Here is a 19,876-nt window from a genome sequence, read left to right on the forward strand (position 1 = left end):
AGAGTATCTTCAACTGACAAGGAAACGTTCACCGCCTAAAACCAAACATATAAAAACCATCTGTAAAACGACAGCTTTTACACGTTGGATATTTTGAGAAAGCCAGCTTGTCCTGGCGGCTGCGGAAGGAGATGACGTGCGGCTTTCAGACAGGAGCGCCTGAGCCGGCGGCCGCTTAGCCTTTCGTCATGTTGCAGCCGCCGGGCGAATTGTCTTTTGCATTCGCGGACGCATGCAAGCGCCTTCAGACAAGCTGGTGCATTTTATTATTATTCTAACAAATAATAAAATGCTTGGGTATGGTAAACGCGGGTTTATTTTTCCTGACTCATCCAAAGCGTCACATTGGACAAAGAAAAGTCTTTTAAGTAGTGATTCACCTCGACATCCAAGATATCTCCAATCAGCTGCATGGAACGTTTAATATCTGTTAAATTGATGCCCAAGCGCTTATGGTTGTCCATTAAATAGTTGAAATAAAGTTCCGCGCAGTCCTCATTGATATCATCCACACTTTCAACAGAAGTGTAGTTAACGAGGTATCTGCTGAACAGCATAAGCAATCCTACTGCCTTTGTAGCGGAAAACGTAACGTCTTGTGATCGAACTTTTAATTGCTCCACTAATTCATAGTATTTTTTCTCTCTCACAATACTTGCCCTTTTCAATCGTGTACCCCCATTTTTTATTTATATATAAGAAAAGAAAAGCGCAAGCGCTAGACGACTCCACCAAACAGAGACGAAGAACGCAAACAGCGCTAACATTCTCCGCAAAAAAAATGCACACATTATAATTTAGAAAGCTTTATTTCTTATTTTAAAAACTTTCGTCTGTTAATACAACTTGCAAAAGTTACATTTTCACTGCATGTTTACACGCTTATAAAGTCTCCCATATATTAATGTTATCGGGTATTTCTTATTCATTCTGAATGTTTTTTTTATGAAAAAACAAAAATTTTAGGTAAAAAGATTGAGAATTTATTTTCTGAGAATAAAAAAAAGTGAGGATATCCTGGCCCTCACTTTTTTGTAAACAACACGTTTAATGCGGTTTGAAGCTGCAGATCATTTTTCTCATCCAGCTTTTTTTCCTCAATTCGGAGATTTAAAGTATTTGCCGTTTTTTGGTCAATAACTCCAGACTTTTTCAGTTTGTTTTGCGCCTGAAACGCAGCAACAGCCTTTTTTGTTCCTTCATTGAAATAGCCGTCATACCGCCCGCAATCAAAGCCCAGGCCTTTTAACAGCAGCTGCGCCCGTTTGATTTCGCGAGTGTTCATATCAGTTTTAAGGGGCTCTTTCAGCTGAACCGGCCCTACCGAAAAATAGGATGGCTGTTTGACCGGAACCGTCGGCTGAATGCCTTTCTTATGGATCCAATTTCCTTTTGGCGTCAGCCATTTATAAAGCGTCAATTTGATATTGCTTCCATCGCCCATCGGGACAGCCTGCTGAACGGTGCCTTTTCCGAAGGAAGGGTCACCCACGACATGATACCCGGATGCTTCTTTTAAAGCCCCGGCGAGAATTTCAGACGCAGATGCGCTGCCTTTGTCCGTAATTACGCTTACAGGATAAGGTTTTTTCTCTTTCAATTTGGAGAAGTATTGTTTTTTATTGCCGTTTCTCTCAGCAATTTGAATATACGGCTGATCTTTTGTCACAAAATGTTTTAAAATGTCTTCAACACTTTGTAAATATCCGCCAGGATTGCCCCTGACATCTAACACAAGACCATCAATTCCCTTTTTCTCAAGTTTTTTCAGCTCTGCCGTAAAATCCTTGGCCGTATGTTCGGAAAAAGAAGAAATCGCGATATAGCCGACAGGCTTGCCCTTCACTCTTTTCATCGAGGCAAAAACGGTCTCAAGCGGTATTTCATCGCGTTTGATCGTAAATGTAAGCTGATCCCTCATTCCCGGACGGTGAACCTTCAACGTAACCGTCGAGCCTTTTTTTCCTCTGATCTTTAATACAGCATCATTCAGATCCCTTCCCGCCATCGATTCGCCGTCAATACTGATAATTTCATCGTTCGGCTTAAGTCCGGCTTTTTCCGCCGGAGATCTTTTGAAAGGAGAGACGATAATGATCTTTCTGTCTTCCATTCCTATTTCTGCCCCGATTCCTTCAAAGGAGGAATCAAGAGAATCGGAAAACCGTTTTGCGGTCTGTTTATCCATATAGACGGAGTAGGGATCGTTTAATGTGGAAAGCATGCCTTGAATGGCTCCTTCCAGCAGCTTTTCCTTGTCTACCTGCTCTACGTATTCATTCGAGATCAGATCGTATGCTTTCTCAATCTTCTCCATCGCATCGTTTTTGGCTGCGTCTCTGCCACCCGCAGCCGCTGCAGCTTTCGGTATATCGTCATGCCATGTATTGAGGTCGATTCCCGCTATTAAACCGCATAGCAGACTGACGGCAACGATGAGCCGCATCAACTTCTGATTCATCCTATACCTCCTCATCTGGCTCCACTTTTTTGTTGCTTGATGTAGTATGCGTCAAAAATGCTTTGTTATGTAATTGATTTTCTAATAAAGAAACTAAAAAAGCCGCCGAAATGATTTCCGGCAGCTTTCTTAGTTTTCTTTACAGGCTTTTCAGACGCTTGATGATTTCATCTGTCACTTCCTTAGTCGTGCTTGTCCCTCCGATGTCCGGTGTTAAAAACCCGCTTTTCAAAACGTCTTCAATTACATCCAGCAGCTTGCTTCCAAGCTCTTCTTCGCCAAAGTGGTCGAGCATCAGCTTCGCCGTCCAGATTTGGCCGATTGGATTGGCAATTCCTTTTCCGATAATATCCGGAGCGGAACCGTGAACGGGTTCAAACATGGAAGGATATTTGCCGTTGACATTTATGTTTGCTGCGGGCGCAATTCCAATGCTTCCCATGATCGCCGCTCCGATGTCAGTCAAAATATCTCCGAATAAGTTGCTGGCAACAATGACGTCAAATCTCTCAGGCTGTGTGACAAAAAAAGCAGCCAGTGCATCAATATGCTGTGAATCTGCTGCGATCTCAGGATAATCGTTTGCCGTACATTGAAATACCTCGTCCCAGAAAGGCATTGAATGGACGATTCCATTTGATTTTGTCGCACTTGTGACATGCTTTTTCCGCTTGGCCGCCATCTCAAAAGCGAAACGCATCGCTCTCTCCGTTCCCCTTCTTGAAAACACATTATTTTGAATCGCGATCTGATCTTCGTTTTGATACATTTTTCCGCCGACAGTGCTGTATTCGCCTTCACTGTTCTCCCGTACGACAAGCAGATCAAAATCGTTGGGATTCGCCAGAGGAGACCTGATCCCCTGCAAAAGCTTCGCAGGCCTGATGTTGATCACCTGTTCAAATTCGCGTCTTATTTTAATCAGGAGCCCCCATAAAGACACGTGGTCTGGAACAAGCAGACTGTTGCCGACCGCTCCCAAGAATATCGCGTCAAATTCCTTCAGCCGCTCCAATCCGTCATCAGCCATCATTTTCCCGTGTTCCAAATAATATTCACAGCTATATGGAAACTCTGTAAATTCAAATGACAGGCCGCCATGAACATCTGAAATCGCTTTCAAAACACGCTGTGCAGCAGGAACTACTTCTTTCCCCACACCGTCTCCCGGTATACTCGCAATACTGAACCCTTTCATCAGTTCATCCCCCACTTTTTAATTTGTCGACGGTCGACTGTTTCATTTTCATTCTATACCCCGTCCTGCGTACTGACAAGACATTCAGAAAAGAAATTTTGGAGGAAAAATAAAAAGCCGGCCTGGTCAATATGACCGAGCCGGCAATTCGTGCCTTACAGCGGTATATAGTCTGCCGGATCAACAGCGTTGGATTTCGCGTTGTTCCACAGGCCTTTATGAATTTCAAAATGCAAATGCTGGCCGTAGGACTGGCCTGTATTGCCCATTGTCCCGATGATTTGGCCCTGTTCGACACGCTGACCCGTGTGAACTTTAATGGATGACATGTGGGCATAAACTGTTTGATATGTCTGTCCATTGATATTATGGGTAATAAACACGACATTTCCATAGCTTGACGAATAATGGGCGTTGTAAACCGTTCCTGATGCAGCCGCATAGATCGGTACACCAGAACCGCGCTTGGCAATGTCAACACCGAAATGGTTTCCGAGAGAACGGTTTCCGAATCCTGATGTAAATGTGCCTGCAGCAGGACGGATAAACCCTGAACTGCTCGGAGCGGACGGCTTGGATGAAGAAGCCTCTGAATTACCGGAATTTTGTGATGCAGCCTCTTGGGCTTTGCGCCGCTCTTCGGCTTCCTGCTTCTTTCTATACGCTTCTTCGGCTTTAATCGCTTCATCCTGGCGCTTTAGAATCTCAGCTTCATTCTCAAGGGAACCAAGCTCCGCGTGGGCATGATCTTTATCATGCTTCACCTTTTTCATCACTTTCGATTTTTTCTTTTGCTGATCATCAAGCGTCTTTTTTAATTTTTCCAGATCTTTCAGCGCTTTTTCAAGGCTTTGAAGATCCTGATTCAGTTTCGTTTCCTTTTCCTCAACAAGCTTAAGATCCTTTTTCTGCTCTTCTATTAAAACATTGTCCGCTTCAACAATTGTTGAAACAGCCCCGGCCCGGCTGATGAAGTCACCAAAGCTTTCTGCCCCCAGCAGAACATCTATGTATTGGTTGGAACCGCCGTTTTCCTGAATGGAACGAACCCTGTCCTTCAATATGTTATTCCGCTTTTCGATTTTTTCTTTCAGCTCTTGAATCTGTGCTTTCAGCTCTTCAATCTCTTTTTTCGTCTTGTCGATTTCTTCGTTCTTCTTTTCCAGTTTTTCATTCGTATCAGTCATTTGACCGTCTATTTTCTCAATCTCGCTTTTCAGGCTTGCTTCCTTTGATTCAAGCTCTGAAAGCTCCTGCTTCTTCTTTTCCTGCTTTGTCTGGTTTTTTGACTGCTTGCTCTGGACGTCGTTCTTTTTTTTCTCCAGGTCTTCATATGCTGAAGCCTGGTTGCTTTTTAACGGAAGCAAAACAGCCGACGTTCCGAGTAAAGCGGTTAAGCCCAGCGTCATAAACTTTCTTTTCAACCTTGGTTCCTCCTTGCCTTCAGAATCAAGGGATCCAGCTTTTACAGGTCCCAGCATGAAAAATAGGGCCGGCTGAAGAACAAGCCGGCTATACTTTTAGGAATTTCCGTATCGACATCAAGCTGCCCCATACGCCGATGAGTGCTCCGATCAGCACTAACACGGCGGAAACCTGGAAAACAAACGGATTGTATGGCAACAGTTCGATAATCGTTCCCTGAACTTTCGGTGCGATCCATTGAACAACATAATCATAGGTTGAGAGCAACAAAGCGACCGGAATAATTGCACCGCAGACTCCCAGCAGCAGGCCTTCAATAAAGAATGGCCAGCGGATAAACCAGTTTGTGGCGCCTACAAGCTTCATAATTTCAATTTCTTTGCGTCTCGCGAAAATTGTGATTTTAATAGTATTTGAGATGAGGAACATGGCCGTAAACAGCAATCCGACGACCAGTACGCCTCCAATGAATTTGGCGACATTACTGATGTTGAACAGGCGGTCCACATTCTCCTTCCCGTAGGTTACCTTATAAACATTATCTAATTTTTCGATTTTTTTGGCTGCTTTAGGAGCGTCTTGGGGATCCGTTGTTTTGACGATATATGCATCGTTTAGCGGATTCTCCTGATCAAACATAGAAAAGACTTTCCCATCCTCGCCAAAACTGTCTTTCAGGTTTTTAAGCTCTTCTTCTTTTGAAGAGTATTTAACACTGCTGATTTCTGATATTTTTTTAATCTCTTGTTCAAGCGTGTGTTTCTGATCCTGTTTAGCAGTTAAATCGATTAAAACTTTGACTTCCACTTGTTTTTCGGCGTTTGATGCCATATTCAGAAGGTTGAACATGATGACCAAAAATACGCCGACCAAGATGAGTGTAACTGTTACAGCACTGATGGATGCGAAAGTCATCCACGTGTTTCTTCCGAGAGATTTTAAGCTCTCGCGCAAATGCCGTCCGAGAGTTCTAATCATACGAACCATACTCCCCTCTAGCTTCATCACGCACAATGACTCCGTCTTCGATTGCGATGACCCGTTTCTTCATGGTGTTAACAATTTCTTTGTTATGAGTCGCCATAACGACCGTCGTTCCGCGGTTGTTGATTTCTTCAAGCGTCTTCATGATTTCCCAGGATGTCTCAGGATCAAGGTTTCCTGTCGGTTCGTCAGCGATGACAACGTCCGGGCTGTTGACGATCGATCTTGCGATTGAGACCCTTTGCTGCTCCCCGCCTGACAATTGATCCGGAAATTGTCTCGCTTTATGCTTTAACTGAACGAGATCAAGCACTTCAAGCACTTTTTTCCTGATGACATCAGGGCGCTCGCCGATGACTTCCAATGCGAAAGCGACATTTTCAAATACCGTCAGCTTCGGAAGCAGTTTGAAGTCCTGGAATACAACACCGATTTTTCTTCTGATAAAAGGTATTTCTCTTTCTTTTAACTGCGCCAGGTTTTTATTGCCTATGACAACCTTCCCTTTGGTCGGTTTTTCCTCGCGGTAGATCATTTTGATAAAAGTTGATTTTCCCGCTCCGCTCGGTCCGACGACATAAACAAACTCACCGGGATGTATTGAGATGCTTATTCCGTTCAGCGCAGACACCCCGTTGGAATAAGTCTTATACACATCTTTCATTTCGATCATGTAATCACCTAATCTTTTATGTTTATACGGTCATACTCTTCGAGAAAGTATGTCGCTTTCTGTCTTTATGTACGTCAATGCAAATGCTTGTCTTTTTCAACAACACCCATTATACGTCATGATTAGACAAAATGATATTACAGTTTTGTTTCAATGCCGACATAAGTTATAGGAAAAACGCAAAATCAGACAAAAACTTTGGACTTTAGGCCTTTTTTAAGGTGTGAATCGTGATAATCCCTCATTTTTAAATAGTCAAAAAGACTCTTTACAAATGAAAAAGGGACCATATTCACATTAAAGTGAACATGGTCCCTTCGCCTTCCCCAGGCTCAGCGGGAACGTCATTTAGGCAGCCGCTATTTTTTCTTTGCCAGCCACTTTGCCACCGCTTCAGCCTCTTCTCCCTTTGCAAGTCCGCCTGGCATACCGCCGCGGCCGTTTTCAACGATATCCTTGATTTCACTCTCTTTAAGCTTGCCTCCGACTTCTTTCAGGCTTGGGGCGGAACCGCCGGCCAAATCCTTTCCATGACAGCCGGTGCAGTTTTGCTGATAAATTTCCTCGCCGTCTTTTGCAGTCGTCTGTCCGCCTGTATTGTTGTCTTTGCTTTCGTTATTTCCTCCGCAGGCGGCAAGAACAAAAGAAACACCTAAAAACAGAGTAAACAGCTTCTTTTTCATTTTGAGGTCAGCTCCTTTAACAGATCAACCACTATTATAACCTTGATTACGCGCGTTTAAAACCCTCACCGAGCACCTCTGAAGCGTCCATGGCAATGACAAAAGCAGATTCATCAATATGTTTTACCAGTTGTTTCAGCTTTGTGAACTCGGTTTGCCCGACGACACACATCAGAATGGGACGTTCATCATCTGTATAGCCTCCGACTGCCGAGATCTTTGTAATGCCCCTGTCGATCTTCACCAGCACCGCTTTGCGAATTTCCTCTTCCCGGTTTGTAATAATCATCGCCATTTTTGAGCGGTTCAGCCCGACCTGAATAACATCAATAGTTTTGCTTGATATATAAACGCCAAGCATCGCGTAAAGCCCCTGCTCAATAGTAAAGACGAACATTGCCGACAGCACGATCATTCCGTCAATCAATGCCAGACATGTTCCGTGGGACAGCCCGGTGAATTTATGAATGATTTGTGCTGCCAGCGCCGTACCGCCAGTCGAACCTCTTCCAAGGAAAACCATTCCGATTCCGGTTCCGATCCCGACCCCGCCGAATATGGCTGCCAAGAGGGCATTGTGGGTCGCCGGACTGATGTCCCGCGTCAAATAAACGACAAGCGGGAGAAAAACTGAACCCACAAGCGTTTTCAGCCCGAATTTTCCTCCGAGTATCAGGACGCCGGCTATAAATAAAGGGATGTTAAAAGCCCACTGCACATAAGCCGCTTCAAAGCCAAACGTCTGCAAAATCGTACTGATTCCGCTGACCCCGCCCGCTGCAATCCGGTTGGGGAGCAAAAACATATTAAATGACACTCCGACAATCGCCGAACCGATCAGAATATAGCTATAATCGCGCATAACCGAAAAAAAATGATGTCTCGTTTTATTAAATGTCATTTCTGTCATCCCCCGCCAAGTCTAATACCATCGAGAGTATAGCATGTAGCCTATTGTAAGTAAATAACAGCCAAATAACGTATTAATCGGATAAAGCGGCAGAGGAAAAAAGGCCGTCCACATGGACCTCGACCTTAGGATGGACAACTGACAGCAGGTTTACCCGCAAAAAAAGAACACATCCCATCGGATGTGCTCTTATATTTACGAAAGTTTAGAACGCAGATACGCGTCAATAAAGGAGTCAATGTCACCGTCCATAACAGCCTGGACGTTCCCCATTTCCGTATTGGTTCTATGGTCCTTGACAAGAGAATACGGGTGGAAGACATAGGAACGGATTTGGCTTCCCCAGCCGATTTCTTTTTGCTCGCCGCGAATTTCATCGAGCTGCGCCTGCTGCTCTTCAATCCGCCGCTGATACAGCTTCGACTTCAGCATTTTCATGGCGCGTTCGCGGTTTTTAATTTGAGAACGTTCTGTTTGGCATGTCACGATGACGCCTGTCGGCAAGTGGGTAATCCGGACGGCAGAGTCTGTCGTGTTGACGTGCTGACCGCCGGCTCCGCTCGCCCGGTACGTATCAACCTTGATGTCCTCGGTCCTGATCTCGATATCGATTTCCTCATTGAATTCAGGCATGACATCGCAGGACACGAACGAGGTGTGCCTGCGCCCCGAGGAATCAAATGGAGAAATTCTGACAAGCCGGTGAACGCCCTTTTCGGCTTTTAAATAGCCGTAGGCGTTATGGCCTTTAATCAGAAGTGTGACAGACTTAATCCCCGCTTCATCCCCAGGAAGGTAATCAAGGGTTTCCACTTTAAATCCGCGGCGTTCAGCCCATCTCGTATACATTCTGAGAAGCATCGAGCCCCAATCCTGCGACTCTGTTCCGCCGGCTCCGGGATGAAGCTCAAGGATCGCGTTGTTTTTATCATAAGGCTCGCTTAACAGGAGCTGAAGTTCAAACTCATTAAACTTCTTCGTCAAGCTTTTCAGTTCGTTTTCGAGCTCATTTTGCAGGTCTTCATCAGGATCTTCTTTTAAAAGATCGTGTGTCATCTGCAGCTCTTCATGCGACTCGCTTAATTCCTTATACGTGTTCACATATTCCTTTAAAGCGTTCGCTTCATTAATGATCGTCTGCGCCTTTTGCTGGTCTCCCCAAAAATCCGGGTCAGCCATTTTTTCTTCCAGCTCGGCTATTTTTGCTTCCTTTGCTTCGAGGTCAAAGAGACCCCCTAAAGTCCGCTAATCGAGAAGCCATATTTTCAAGTTCCTGTCTGATTTCAGTTAATTCCATTTCCTTCACCTCATCATGAAATTCAGTACGGTCAAAATAAAAAGAGGTGCATCCCTCTTTTTATTCTGTTCTTCCGCAGCAATTTTTATATTTTTTTCCGCTTCCGCAGTAGCAAGGGTCGTTTCGTCCGATATCGACCGCTTTACGGACCGGTTTTTTCTTAGCCTGCTTCGCCTCATCGCCTTCTTTCGGCTGATGGGCCGTCGTTTGTCCCTGAATAACCTCTTCGCGCTCAAGGTTGTTTTCGATTTCAGCCTTCATGACGAATTTTGCGACATCATCTTCAATGGCGGCGATCATGTTTTCAAACATAGTAAAGCCTTCCATCTGATATTCGCGGAGCGGGTTCGTCTGGGCATATGCACGCAAATGGATACCTTGGCGAAGCTGATCCATCGCGTCGATGTGGTCCATCCATTTCGTATCCACTTCGCGGAGCACGATGACCTTCTCAAATTCGCGCATTTGTTCAGAGCCGAAACGCTCTTCTTTTTCATCATATTTCGTTTTGATTCGGTCAAAGACAAGCTCTGTAATTTCTTCAGACTCTTTTCCGAAAATGTCGCTCTTCTCAAGCGCGCCCTCATCGAGGAAATTCGAATTGATCTGTTCGACCAGACCGTCAAGATTCCATTCTTCAGGCAATTCTTCTTTTGGAGTATATGATGCAACAGTGCGCTCAAGCGAAGATTTGATCATATTCTCCACGATTGAACGGAGGTTATCCGAATCAATGACTTCGAAGCGCTGTTTATAAATGACTTCCCGCTGCTGACGAAGAACGTCGTCATATTGAAGCAGCTGTTTACGGGCGTCAAAGTTGTTTCCTTCCACCCGTTTCTGTGAAGATTCCACCGCTCTTGACACCATTTTGCTCTGAATCGGCGTTGAATCGTCCATTCCAAAGCGGTCGAGCATAGCCATCGTCCGCTCGGCCCCGAACCGTTTCATTAATTCATCTTCCATTGAAAGATAAAATTGGGTAATACCAGGATCACCCTGACGGCCTGAACGTCCGCGCAGCTGATTATCGATCCTGCGTGATTCATGGCGCTCCGTACCGATAACTGCCAATCCGCCAAGATCTTTAACGCCTTCGCCAAGCTTGATGTCCGTACCGCGTCCCGCCATGTTTGTCGCGATCGTCACCGCGCCTTTTTGACCGGCGTCTTCAATAATCTGGGCTTCGCGCTCATGGTTTTTCGCATTTAGAACCTGATGCGGGATTCCCTTGTTTTTCAGCAGTTTGGATATCAATTCAGACGTTTCGACCGCAACCGTCCCGACAAGAACCGGCTGACCGACCATGTAGCGCTGGGCGACATCCTCAGCCACGGCTTTAAATTTGCCGTCCATGGTGCGGTAGATCAAATCCGGACGGTCATCACGGATCACCGGCTTATTCGTCGGAATCGTCACAACCTGCATGTTGTAGATGTTGCGGAATTCTTCTTCTTCCGTTTTCGCCGTACCTGTCATACCGGCCAGTTTTTCGTACATACGGAAGTAGTTTTGGAAGGTGATCGTTGCAAGCGTCATGCTCTCGTTTTGAATTTCAAGCCCTTCCTTCGCTTCAATGGCCTGGTGAAGTCCGTCGCTGTAGCGGCGCCCCTTCATCAGACGGCCCGTAAACGAATCGACGATGATGACCTGTCCCTCTTCAACAACATAGTCAACATCTTTATGCATCGCCACATGCGCTTTAAGCGCCTGCGCAATATGGTGGTTCAGCGCCACATGGCGCACATCGAACAAGTTTTCAATGCCAAACGCTTTCTCGGCTTTTGTCATTCCTTCTTCAGTCAGCTGAACGCTCTTTGTTTTAATATCGTACGTGTAGTCCTGCTCAACTTTCAGCGTACGGACAAACGCGTTCGCCTGGACGTAAAGCTTTGTCGATTTCGCCGCTTGGCCGGAAATAATCAGCGGTGTTCTCGCTTCATCGATCAGGATGGAGTCCACCTCATCGATGACCGCAAAATGAAGCGGACGCTGCACCATCTGCTCTTTATAAAGAACCATGTTGTCCCTTAAATAGTCAAAACCAAGCTCATTATTCGTTGAATACGTAATATCGGCAGCGTACGCGTCACGCTTCTCGTCTTTTGATAAGCTGTTCAGATTCAAGCCGACAGTCAGACCGAGAAACTGAAAGATCTGGCCCATTTCTTCAGCATCGCGGCTTGCCAAATATTCGTTGACAGTCACGACGTGAACGCCTTTTCCGGAAAGCGCGTTTAAATACACAGGCATCGTGGAGGTCAGTGTTTTACCTTCCCCGGTTTTCATTTCAGCGATGTTTCCTTCATGCAGGGCGATACCACCCATCAGCTGAACTTTGAACGGGAACATACCGGTTACCCGTCGGGAGGCTTCCCTGACGACGGCGAATGCTTCTGTCAGCAGGTCGTCAAGTGTTTCACCTTTTTCAAGACGCTCTTTAAATTCGATGGTTTTATCTTTCAATGCCTCATCTGAAAGTTTTTCCATATCGGCCTTGAGCGCATCGATCTCATTCGCTTTCTTTTCATAACGGCTGAGCGTGCGTTTAGTCGGATCAAACACTTTATTTAAAATTCCAAGCATAGAATAACGCTCCTCTGTAAATTTCCTTGTTTAGTCAACAGCAAACAGTGATTTTCATATATGCAATATCATATCACACCTTTTGTCATTTCCAAACAATTTACCGTGCGGATGCGGAAAAAAACCCCTCTGCGGGAAGACCGAGAGGGATTTGGTTATCTTCTATTCATTCGGTTCAATTAAACCGTACTTTCCGTCATTTCTTCGATAGACCACATTGGTCAGATTGGTTTCGGCGTTCGTGAATACGAAGAAGTCGTGGCCAAGCATGTTCATTTGCAAAATCGCTTCTTCATTATCCATCGGCTTTAAATTAAATCGTTTTTGACGGACAACCTGAGGCTGTTCTTCATCGGTTTCTTCCTGCACAGCTGTGCCGATGCCGTTTCCTTCCGCAAACAAGTGCTTTGGTGAACCTTTTTCACGGAATTTCCGGTTCACTTTTGTTTTATGTTTGCGTATTTGACGTTCGAGTTTGGTTGCTGCGAGATCGATTGCATTGTACATATCTTCGTGATGAACCTCGGCACGGAGAGAGAGGTCTATCATTGGAATTGTCACTTCAACTTTGGATTCCTGATCATTGTAGAATTTCAAGTTGACTTGGACAATCGCATCGACATCATTTTCAAAATAACGTCCCAGCTTTCCAATTTTCTTCTCGACGTGTTCCCTTAATGCTGCTGTCACCTCAATGTTTTCTCCTCTGACGTTGAACTCCATCAAAAGAACGCCTCCTTTATATTAAGGATATGTAAATATATTTCGCCTTTTCCCTTCGTCATTCCTGCACAAACATAAAAATTTTGTGAAAAATTCGTGAATTTTGACGAAGTTTGTCCCAAAGATGTGAAGAGGTAACCCTTTATAGAATTCTAAGTATATTCAGGGACGGCAGAAATCAGAACAGTTCTGCCGCTTTCCTGAAATCCCTCGGCTTCCTTGATCAAAAAAAAGGGGCAATCATGCCCCAATGGTCAAACTGACGTCTGCAAGGCAGACTTGTTTTCCATCTACTCTTTCGATTCCCAAAATTAATGAATGACGAACGGCTTCATACATTGATGAATCGCATCCATCCAGCTTCGATAAAGAGGCAAAAAACGGTTTTGCAAGTAGTTTTGAAATTCGCCGGAAGGAAAAGAGCAATCGATCAGGCTGTCGAAATCACGGAAGACTCTGTCAAAAGAACGGATGGAGGACTCGGCACAGCTCGTCTTCATAATCGAAAGAAGAAGGGCATGCGATGAATCGATTTGAAAAAATGCATAGATGAGATCATGGAAGATCCGTTCGCCTTCTGTTTTGGCAAAATCCTGATCAGCCTCGACTAAATAGCACAGCCCCTCCTCGATAGTAAACAGAAGTTGGTAGTAAGTTGATAAAAGCATATAATCCCCGGTGCTCGTCAAAACTATCACCTATTTGCGCCTGTCGTAGTACGTACCGTCGATCGTCATATTATTATATGGATTTCTATACGTCTGATGCAGAGATCGTTTTTTCTTCGCCAGAAGCAGCTCGTTTTTGACGTCTTGCCGCAATCTTTTCAATTCGGTCATCACCAGCGGCTCCAATTCAAGCACCTGTTCCAGCTTCAGCTTTTCTTCCTCAGAAAGCGGCGGCTTGATCTCATTGATCAAGCCTTCGCGTTTCTGGAGAAATTCTTCAATCGACTGAAGCAGCTCATCGCTTTCAGGAGCATCCTTCACCTTGGCCAGCATGTTTTTGGTTTCACTGTACAAGAGCGCTGTCCTATTCATTATGCTCGTCCGCCTGTTCCGTACCGGCCTTGCCGTTCGATTTGAATCGCCTGCTTCCAGGCATCGCGGAAGTCATTCACATATCCTTCGACTTCACTCACAATATCCTGGTCATTGTTGATATTCGCCTCGATTAAACGGCGGTGAATATACTCATACATCGCACCCATTGATTGGGACAGCTCCACTTCCCGGTTTAAGGTCAAATTCAGCTCCTGGATGATCTTTTGCGCTTTGACAAGGTTCGTATTTTTCATTTCCATATCCCCTTGCTCCATCGCCTGTTTGGCCAGCTTCATGAATTTCAGGCAGCCGTCATACAGCATGAGCGTCAGTTCCCCCGGGCTTTTCATATTAATCGAATTTTGCTGATAAGCAGCATACGGATTGTTCAAAGCCATTCTTAATCCTCCAGATTACGGTTATTGTCCTAGCATTTGCGATATATATGTCGATTGTTCGTTCATTCTTTGAATCGCTTTTTCCATCGCTGTGAATTTCGAATAGTAGCGGTCTTCAATTTTTGTGAGACGATCCGTCCATGTCGAAATATCGGAAGCGACCCGGTTTAAATTTTTCCCGATTGAATAATCGTTTGTCGACATATTAGAGTTTCCGGCTTTTTCTTCAATCTGTTTCTTCGTATTTGTTAAAACAGACTGAAGCCGTCTTACGATGCCTTTTTCGCTATCATTCTCAGTGCTGCTCGTTCCTGCGATAAACAAATTAGCCACACTGTCGGGATCTTCCTTGATTTTCGCTTTCAGCTTTTCTTCATTGATTTCTAGATGACCGCGCTGACTGTAAGAGCTTGAAGTCGTAATACCGAACTGGGTAAGCTGCAAAGATTCTCCATTGACGGAAACACTTGAATAGAAGTCAGTCCGCATTTGGTTGGTGGCGCCGCTTAAAATAGTGTCGTTTCTTAACAGCCCGCTTTTCGCTTTTTCTTCCCAAAGCTCGACCTGTTTATCTGTCATATCTTCCTTCTGTTCATCTGTCAGCGGTGTATAATCGCGGTATTTTTCCTCAGTCAGCTTGCCGTTGACCATATCGATCAATTCATTGTACTTTGTGACAAAATCCTTGATCGATTCATAAATGCCGTCAACGTCTGTTGATACATCTAGTGAAACAGGACTGGCCGTCTCATTTTTCAGCGTATAGGTTACATTATTGACAGTGAAGTTATTTGACGTTTTCTCCATTTGCAATCCGTTGATGACGACTTCTGCGTTTCGGCCCGCTTGGCTGGCCGTCAGCTTGTTGTCGGCATCAAGCGCAAAGCCGAGCTGGTCTGTCATGAAACTTGCCGTCGCGGCATCAGCGGCTTGAATGCTGCCGCCCGCCCCTGTCGCTTTGGATGTTAAGGCGATCGTCTCTACATATTCGGATCCGTTATAAATCTTATCTTTAATCGCAGTAACACCTAGACCGGAGCTGTTTAATTTTGAAACAATGTTATCCAATGTATCCGTGCTGCTTACACTGATTTCAACCTTCTTCGCTGTAGTTTCGCCAGGAGCTGTCACCTGAAAGGTGAGCGTCTGGTCACTTCCCGTGTAGCCTGAAATGTCGGAAGACTTATAGGTTGCTGCAGTTGCCAGCTTGTTCACTTGAATTGTGCTAGAGGCCGAGTTTGTCGTTGCTGTCGCAGTGACTGCAGATTCGTTAGAGCTTGTCACCTTTTTCGCGCCGTATGTACTTGGGCGGAGCATTTTATTGATCGATTCCTGCAAGTCTTTAATTTTCGTATTGATTTCACGGTAGCTGTCCCGCTGCCATTCAAGAAGCTGTTTCTTTTGTTTCAGCTTATCAAGCGGCGCGCGCTCTGTTTTCATCAATTTACTGACGATATCGTCTATATCCATTCCTGAAGCCAAACCTGAAATTCTCATTACCATATGCCAAACACTCCTCTTCTATGTTGTTTTATCGACAATTAAACCCATAAACTCTGCCATGGCCGCATAAAAATCAAGCCACTCTTTCGGCGGAATTTCCCGAATCACTTCATCCGTCTGATTGTCCACAACCTTCACATAATACTCGCCCAGTTTTTCATGAAGCTCAAACTGGAGATGGACTTGGGAAGGCTCCAAAAGCTTGTTTGCTCCCTGGACCGTTTTTTCAAGCTGCGGAAATGAAAAACCATCCATGTCAGCCGCCTGCACTTCTTCCGAAACTTCTTGCTGCCTGTTCGTCATCTGTGTCTTGTAAGCATCAATAATAGGTTCCAAAGATGTCAGTCTCCCGATCGACATTATTTACCATCCCCTATGCTATGATCTAAAATTTATATCGGCTAAGCCAGTGATAGATTTTAATAAATTTATGGAAAAAACTTATTTTAAAATCAAAATAACAGGAATCCACCTTGGAGGATTCCTGTTTGCCATTCAATAAAAAAAGACCTTGGCCAAAGCCAAGATCTTTTTATGCAATTAACGTAACAATTGAAGCACGTTTTGCGGCTGTTGGTTCGCTTGAGCAAGCATTGCTTGAGAAGCTTGAGAAAGAATGTTGTTCTTTGTGAACTCGCTCATTTCTTTCGCCATGTCAACGTCACGGATACGAGACTCAGCTGCTGTCAAGTTCTCAGAAGATGCACCAAGGTTGTTGATTGTGTGCTCTAGACGGTTTTGGACTGCACCGAGTTTAGAGCGTTGAGTTGATACTTGTTTGATTGCATTATCGATCGCACCTAATTGTTTGTCAAAAGTGAATCCTGAAGGATCAGCTGAAATATCAGTTCCTTTTTCGTCTACTTTACCAGTTAGTGCTACAACATCGATTTGCTCAACAGTGAAGTTTTTTGTAGCATCAGCTGGATCAACGATTGTTCCGATCTTACCAACGGCCATGCTTTCGATATTAACTGAAATCGTTTGGCCACTGTTTGCTCCGATTTGGAATTGTAGTTTTTCTCCGTCAGTAGAATTGAATGTGCCATCAAGAAGGTTTTTACCATTGAATTGTGTACGGTCAGAGATACCTTTACTTGCACCGGCCTTAGTTGATCCACCAATCTCTTCTTTCAGTGCATTGATTTCATCTTGGATTGCACCAAGATCAGTAGTATCTTGTGTACCTGTGTTGTTCGCTTGAACAACAAGCTCACGCATACGTTGAAGAATCGCATGAGTTTCAGTCAATGCTCCCTCAGCAGTTTGGATAAGAGAGATACCATCTTGAGCGTTTTTGGAAGCCATTTCTAAACCGCGAATTTGACCTCTCATTTTTTCAGAGATTGCAAGACCTGCTGCGTCATCTCCCGCACGGTTGATTTTAAGACCTGAAGAAAGCTTCTCCATGTTCTTTTGGCTTGCGCTGTTGTTTGAAGACAGGCGGTTCAGCGTGTTTAGCGCCGCAATGTTGTGGTTGATTCTCATTTTGTGTTTCCTCCTTGAAATATGTTTGATCGCACGTCTATGTGCTTTTTGATTTAAACAAGCCGGCTGTCCTTCCAGCCTGTTACATTTTTAATATCGGAATTGAAAAGGAATTGTTTAGATAAAAATGAACATTTTTCTATATCAGAAACTTCCAGACAAATCAAGCTAATTTTCCCTAAATAGATTCAACTAATTTTTCTTCTTCAAAACCGGTTCAATTAACAAAAAAACTTGCCGAAAAACAGAGTTGCGGTTTTATCGACAAGCTGAAACTTTGGCAATGGCCAAAGTTTTTATGCAATTAACGTAACAATTGAAGCACATTTTGCGGCTGTTGGTTCGCTTGAGCAAGCATCGCTTGAGAAGCTTGAGAAAGAATGTTGTTCTTCGTGAACTCGCTCATTTCTTTCGCCATGTCAACGTCACGGATGCGGGATTCAGCTGCTGTCAAGTTTTCAGAAGATGCACCAAGGTTGTTGATTGTGTGCTCTAGACGGTTTTGGACCGCACCGAGTTTAGAGCGTTGAGTTGATACTTGTTTGATTGCATCGTCGATTGATTTTAATTGGACGTTAAAGTTGACTTTATCAGCATTAGGATCAGCAGATCCGTCTTGAAGTTTACCTGTAAATTTTGTTACATCAATGTCTTTGATGAAGAAGTCGTCGGTTCCTCCATTGTTAGTTCCTAGAGCATTGATTGACATATCACCGATATTAACAGACAATGTTTGTCCGCTGTTTGCACCGATTTGGAATTGAAGCTGGGTAGTTGCAAAGTCGCCATTCAACAATTTTTTTCCGTTGAACTCAGTACGGTCAGAGATACCTTTACTTCCAGTTGCTGAGCCACCAATTTCTTCTTTTAATGCACTAATTTCATCTTGGATTGCACCAAGATCAGTATTGTCTTGTGTTCCCAAGTTGTTTGCTTGAACAGCTAGTTCACGCATACGCTGAAGGATCGCATGAGTTTCGGTCAATGCACCTTCAGCCGTTTGGATAAGAGAAATTCCGTCCTGAGCGTTTTTAGAAGCCATTTCAAGACCGCGGATTTGTCCTCTCATTTTTTCAGAGATTGCAAGACCTGCAGCGTCATCTCCTGCGCGGTTGATGCGAAGACCAGAAGAAAGCTTCTCCATGTTCTTTTGGCTTGCGCTGTTGTTTGAAGACAGGCGGTTCAGCGTGTTTAGCGCCGCAATGTTGTGGTTGATTCTCATTTTGTGTTTCCTCCTTGAGATATGATTGATTGCACATCCATGTGCTTTGTAGACGCATTTAGGTCGGCCGTCCTTTCTGCTTCATCCTTTATATCGGACTGAATAAGGAATTGTTTAGGCGAAAAAGGAATTTTTTCTATGGAAAAAGACTTGAAATAAAGACTTAGCATTTTTCACATAAAAAGAGGTATAGGCTTTCTCCTTTAAAAACTACTTTTAATAAAAAAAGCTTGTCGAAAAAAACCGATCTTCGGCTTTTTCGACAAGCTTGAATTTTGAAATATTTATTGTAATTAACGCAGCAATTGAAGCACGTTTTGCGGCTGTTGGTTCGCTTGAGCAAGCATCGCTTGAGAAGCTTGGGAAAGAATGTTGTTCTTCGTGAACTCGCTCATTTCTTTCGCCATGTCAACGTCACGGATGCGGGACTCAGCAGCAGTCAAGTTTTCAGAAGATGCACCAAGGTTGTTGATTGTGTGCTCTAGACGGTTTTGGACTGCACCGAGTTTAGAGCGTTGAGTTGATACTTGTTTGATTGCATCGTCAATAGCTTTTAACTGCTTATCAAATGTGTAATTTGCCGCATCTGCTAGAGCCGTGCCAGTATCATCTTTACCATCTAATTTTGTTACATCGATATTTTCGATTCTTAATCCAGCAGCATCAGAATCTCCCAAGGCTGTGATTGACATATTGCCGATGTTAACAGATAATGTTTGTCCGCTGTTTGCTCCGATTTGGAATTGAAGCTGTTCTGTTGCGAAAGTACCGTCAAGAAGTTTTTTACCGTTAAATTCAGTACGGTCAGAAATACCTTTACTTGCTCCGGCAACAGTTGATCCACCAATTTCTTCTTTTAATGCACTAATTTCATCTTGGATTGCACTAAGATCAGTATTGTCTTGTGTTCCCAGGTTGTTTGCTTGAACAGTAAGTTCGCGCATACGTTGAAGGATCGCATGAGTTTCAGTCAATGCACCTTCAGCCGTTTGGATAAGAGAGATGCCGTCTTGAGCGTTTTTAGAAGCCATTTCAAGACCGCGGATTTGTCCTCTCATTTTTTCAGAGATTGCAAGACCTGCAGCGTCATCTCCTGCGCGGTTGATGCGGAGACCAGAAGAAAGCTTCTCCATGTTCTTTTGGCTTGCGCTGTTGTTTGAAGACAGGCGGTTCAGCGTGTTTAGCGCCGCAATGTTGTGGTTGATTCTCATTTTGTGTTTCCTCCTTGAAATATGTTTGATCGCACGTCCATGTGCTTTTGCAGCATTCAGGCTGCCCTTCC

Annotated in this window: 19 protein-coding genes; all 19 read right to left on the reverse strand. The window is 44.3% G+C overall.

The window, feature by feature from the left end; translation table 11 throughout:
• Positions 1-314 precede the first annotated feature (314 nt).
• The 19 genes from swrA to hag (R5H20_RS20515) all read right to left on the reverse strand — a co-directional run bounded on the left by swrA (position 315) and on the right by hag (R5H20_RS20515) (position 19,805).
• Complete coding sequence (gene swrA / locus R5H20_RS20425; protein ID WP_034326694.1) at positions 315-668, reverse strand: swarming motility protein SwrAA; 354 nt, start codon at positions 666-668, stop codon at positions 315-317.
• A gap of 356 nt (positions 669-1,024) precedes the next feature.
• Positions 1,025-2,461, reverse strand: a complete 1,437-nt coding sequence (locus R5H20_RS20430) for a carboxy-terminal processing protease CtpB (protein WP_006639237.1) — start codon at positions 2,459-2,461, stop codon at positions 1,025-1,027.
• 139 nt (positions 2,462-2,600) lie between these two features.
• On the reverse strand, positions 2,601-3,659 hold the full coding sequence (locus R5H20_RS20435) for a tartrate dehydrogenase (RefSeq protein WP_006639238.1): 1,059 nt from the start codon (positions 3,657-3,659) through the stop codon (positions 2,601-2,603).
• 155 nt (positions 3,660-3,814) lie between these two features.
• Positions 3,815-5,083 carry a murein hydrolase activator EnvC family protein gene (locus R5H20_RS20440; RefSeq protein ID WP_006639239.1) on the reverse strand — a complete coding sequence of 423 codons (1,269 nt, stop codon included), beginning with the start codon at positions 5,081-5,083 and terminating at the stop codon, positions 3,815-3,817.
• Positions 5,084-5,171: 88 nt separating this feature from the next.
• Entirely contained in the window at positions 5,172-6,062 is an 891-nt protein-coding gene (gene ftsX / locus R5H20_RS20445) for a permease-like cell division protein FtsX (protein ID WP_006639240.1), read from the reverse strand.
• Positions 6,055-6,741 (reverse strand): cell division ATP-binding protein FtsE, encoded by a 687-nt coding sequence (gene ftsE / locus R5H20_RS20450; protein WP_006639241.1) that lies wholly within the window; start codon positions 6,739-6,741, stop codon positions 6,055-6,057. The genes ftsX and ftsE overlap by 8 nt, the downstream gene beginning before the upstream one ends.
• 359 nt (positions 6,742-7,100) lie before the next feature.
• Positions 7,101-7,424, reverse strand: coding sequence for a cytochrome c551 (gene cccB, locus R5H20_RS20455; protein WP_006639242.1), 324 nt, complete (start codon positions 7,422-7,424; stop codon positions 7,101-7,103).
• Positions 7,425-7,470: 46 nt separating this feature from the next.
• The gene (locus R5H20_RS20460) at positions 7,471-8,325 is read right to left on the reverse strand and encodes a YitT family protein (protein ID WP_006639243.1); all 855 of its coding nucleotides are present in this window, start codon (positions 8,323-8,325) and stop codon (positions 7,471-7,473) included.
• A gap of 204 nt (positions 8,326-8,529) precedes the next feature.
• Positions 8,530-9,631 (reverse strand): peptide chain release factor 2 gene (prfB, locus tag R5H20_RS20465; protein WP_100244896.1). Its coding sequence is split into 2 segments (ribosomal slippage): positions 8,530-9,558 and positions 9,560-9,631, totalling 1,101 coding nucleotides; the frame shifts between segments, so codons are not numbered across the junction.
• A gap of 60 nt (positions 9,632-9,691) precedes the next feature.
• A complete protein-coding gene (gene secA, locus R5H20_RS20470; protein WP_006639245.1) occupies positions 9,692-12,217 on the reverse strand; it encodes a preprotein translocase subunit SecA in 2,526 nt (841 codons plus the stop codon).
• A gap of 162 nt (positions 12,218-12,379) precedes the next feature.
• Complete coding sequence (gene hpf / locus R5H20_RS20475; protein WP_006639246.1) at positions 12,380-12,940, reverse strand: ribosome hibernation-promoting factor, HPF/YfiA family; 561 nt, start codon at positions 12,938-12,940, stop codon at positions 12,380-12,382.
• Positions 12,941-13,251: 311 nt separating this feature from the next.
• The gene (locus tag R5H20_RS20480; protein ID WP_006639247.1) at positions 13,252-13,629 is read right to left on the reverse strand and encodes a DUF8042 domain-containing protein; all 378 of its coding nucleotides are present in this window, start codon (positions 13,627-13,629) and stop codon (positions 13,252-13,254) included.
• 9 nt (positions 13,630-13,638) lie between these two features.
• Entirely contained in the window at positions 13,639-13,980 is a 342-nt protein-coding gene (locus tag R5H20_RS20485; protein ID WP_006639248.1) for a flagellar protein FliT, read from the reverse strand.
• Positions 13,980-14,381 carry a flagellar export chaperone FliS gene (fliS, locus tag R5H20_RS20490; RefSeq protein WP_006639249.1) on the reverse strand — a complete coding sequence of 134 codons (402 nt, stop codon included), beginning with the start codon at positions 14,379-14,381 and terminating at the stop codon, positions 13,980-13,982. Before fliS ends, R5H20_RS20485 begins: the two co-directional genes overlap by 1 nt.
• Before the next feature lie 21 nt (positions 14,382-14,402).
• Positions 14,403-15,884 carry a flagellar hook-associated protein 2 gene (locus R5H20_RS20495; RefSeq protein WP_006639250.1) on the reverse strand — a complete coding sequence of 494 codons (1,482 nt, stop codon included), beginning with the start codon at positions 15,882-15,884 and terminating at the stop codon, positions 14,403-14,405.
• 18 nt (positions 15,885-15,902) lie between these two features.
• Positions 15,903-16,244 carry a flagellar protein FlaG gene (gene flaG / locus R5H20_RS20500; RefSeq protein ID WP_006639251.1) on the reverse strand — a complete coding sequence of 114 codons (342 nt, stop codon included), beginning with the start codon at positions 16,242-16,244 and terminating at the stop codon, positions 15,903-15,905.
• Between the two features lie 180 nt (positions 16,245-16,424).
• Positions 16,425-17,372 carry a flagellin Hag gene (gene hag / locus R5H20_RS20505; protein ID WP_006639252.1) on the reverse strand — a complete coding sequence of 316 codons (948 nt, stop codon included), beginning with the start codon at positions 17,370-17,372 and terminating at the stop codon, positions 16,425-16,427.
• 304 nt (positions 17,373-17,676) lie between these two features.
• Positions 17,677-18,594, reverse strand: coding sequence for a flagellin Hag (gene hag, locus R5H20_RS20510; RefSeq protein WP_006639253.1), 918 nt, complete (start codon positions 18,592-18,594; stop codon positions 17,677-17,679).
• Positions 18,595-18,887: 293 nt separating this feature from the next.
• Positions 18,888-19,805, reverse strand: coding sequence for a flagellin Hag (hag, locus tag R5H20_RS20515; protein ID WP_006639254.1), 918 nt, complete (start codon positions 19,803-19,805; stop codon positions 18,888-18,890).
• Positions 19,806-19,876 lie beyond the last annotated feature (71 nt).

The organism is Bacillus sp. KICET-3 (assembly GCF_033261025.1).
GTDB classification, from domain to species: domain Bacteria; phylum Bacillota; class Bacilli; order Bacillales; family Bacillaceae; genus Bacillus; species Bacillus sonorensis.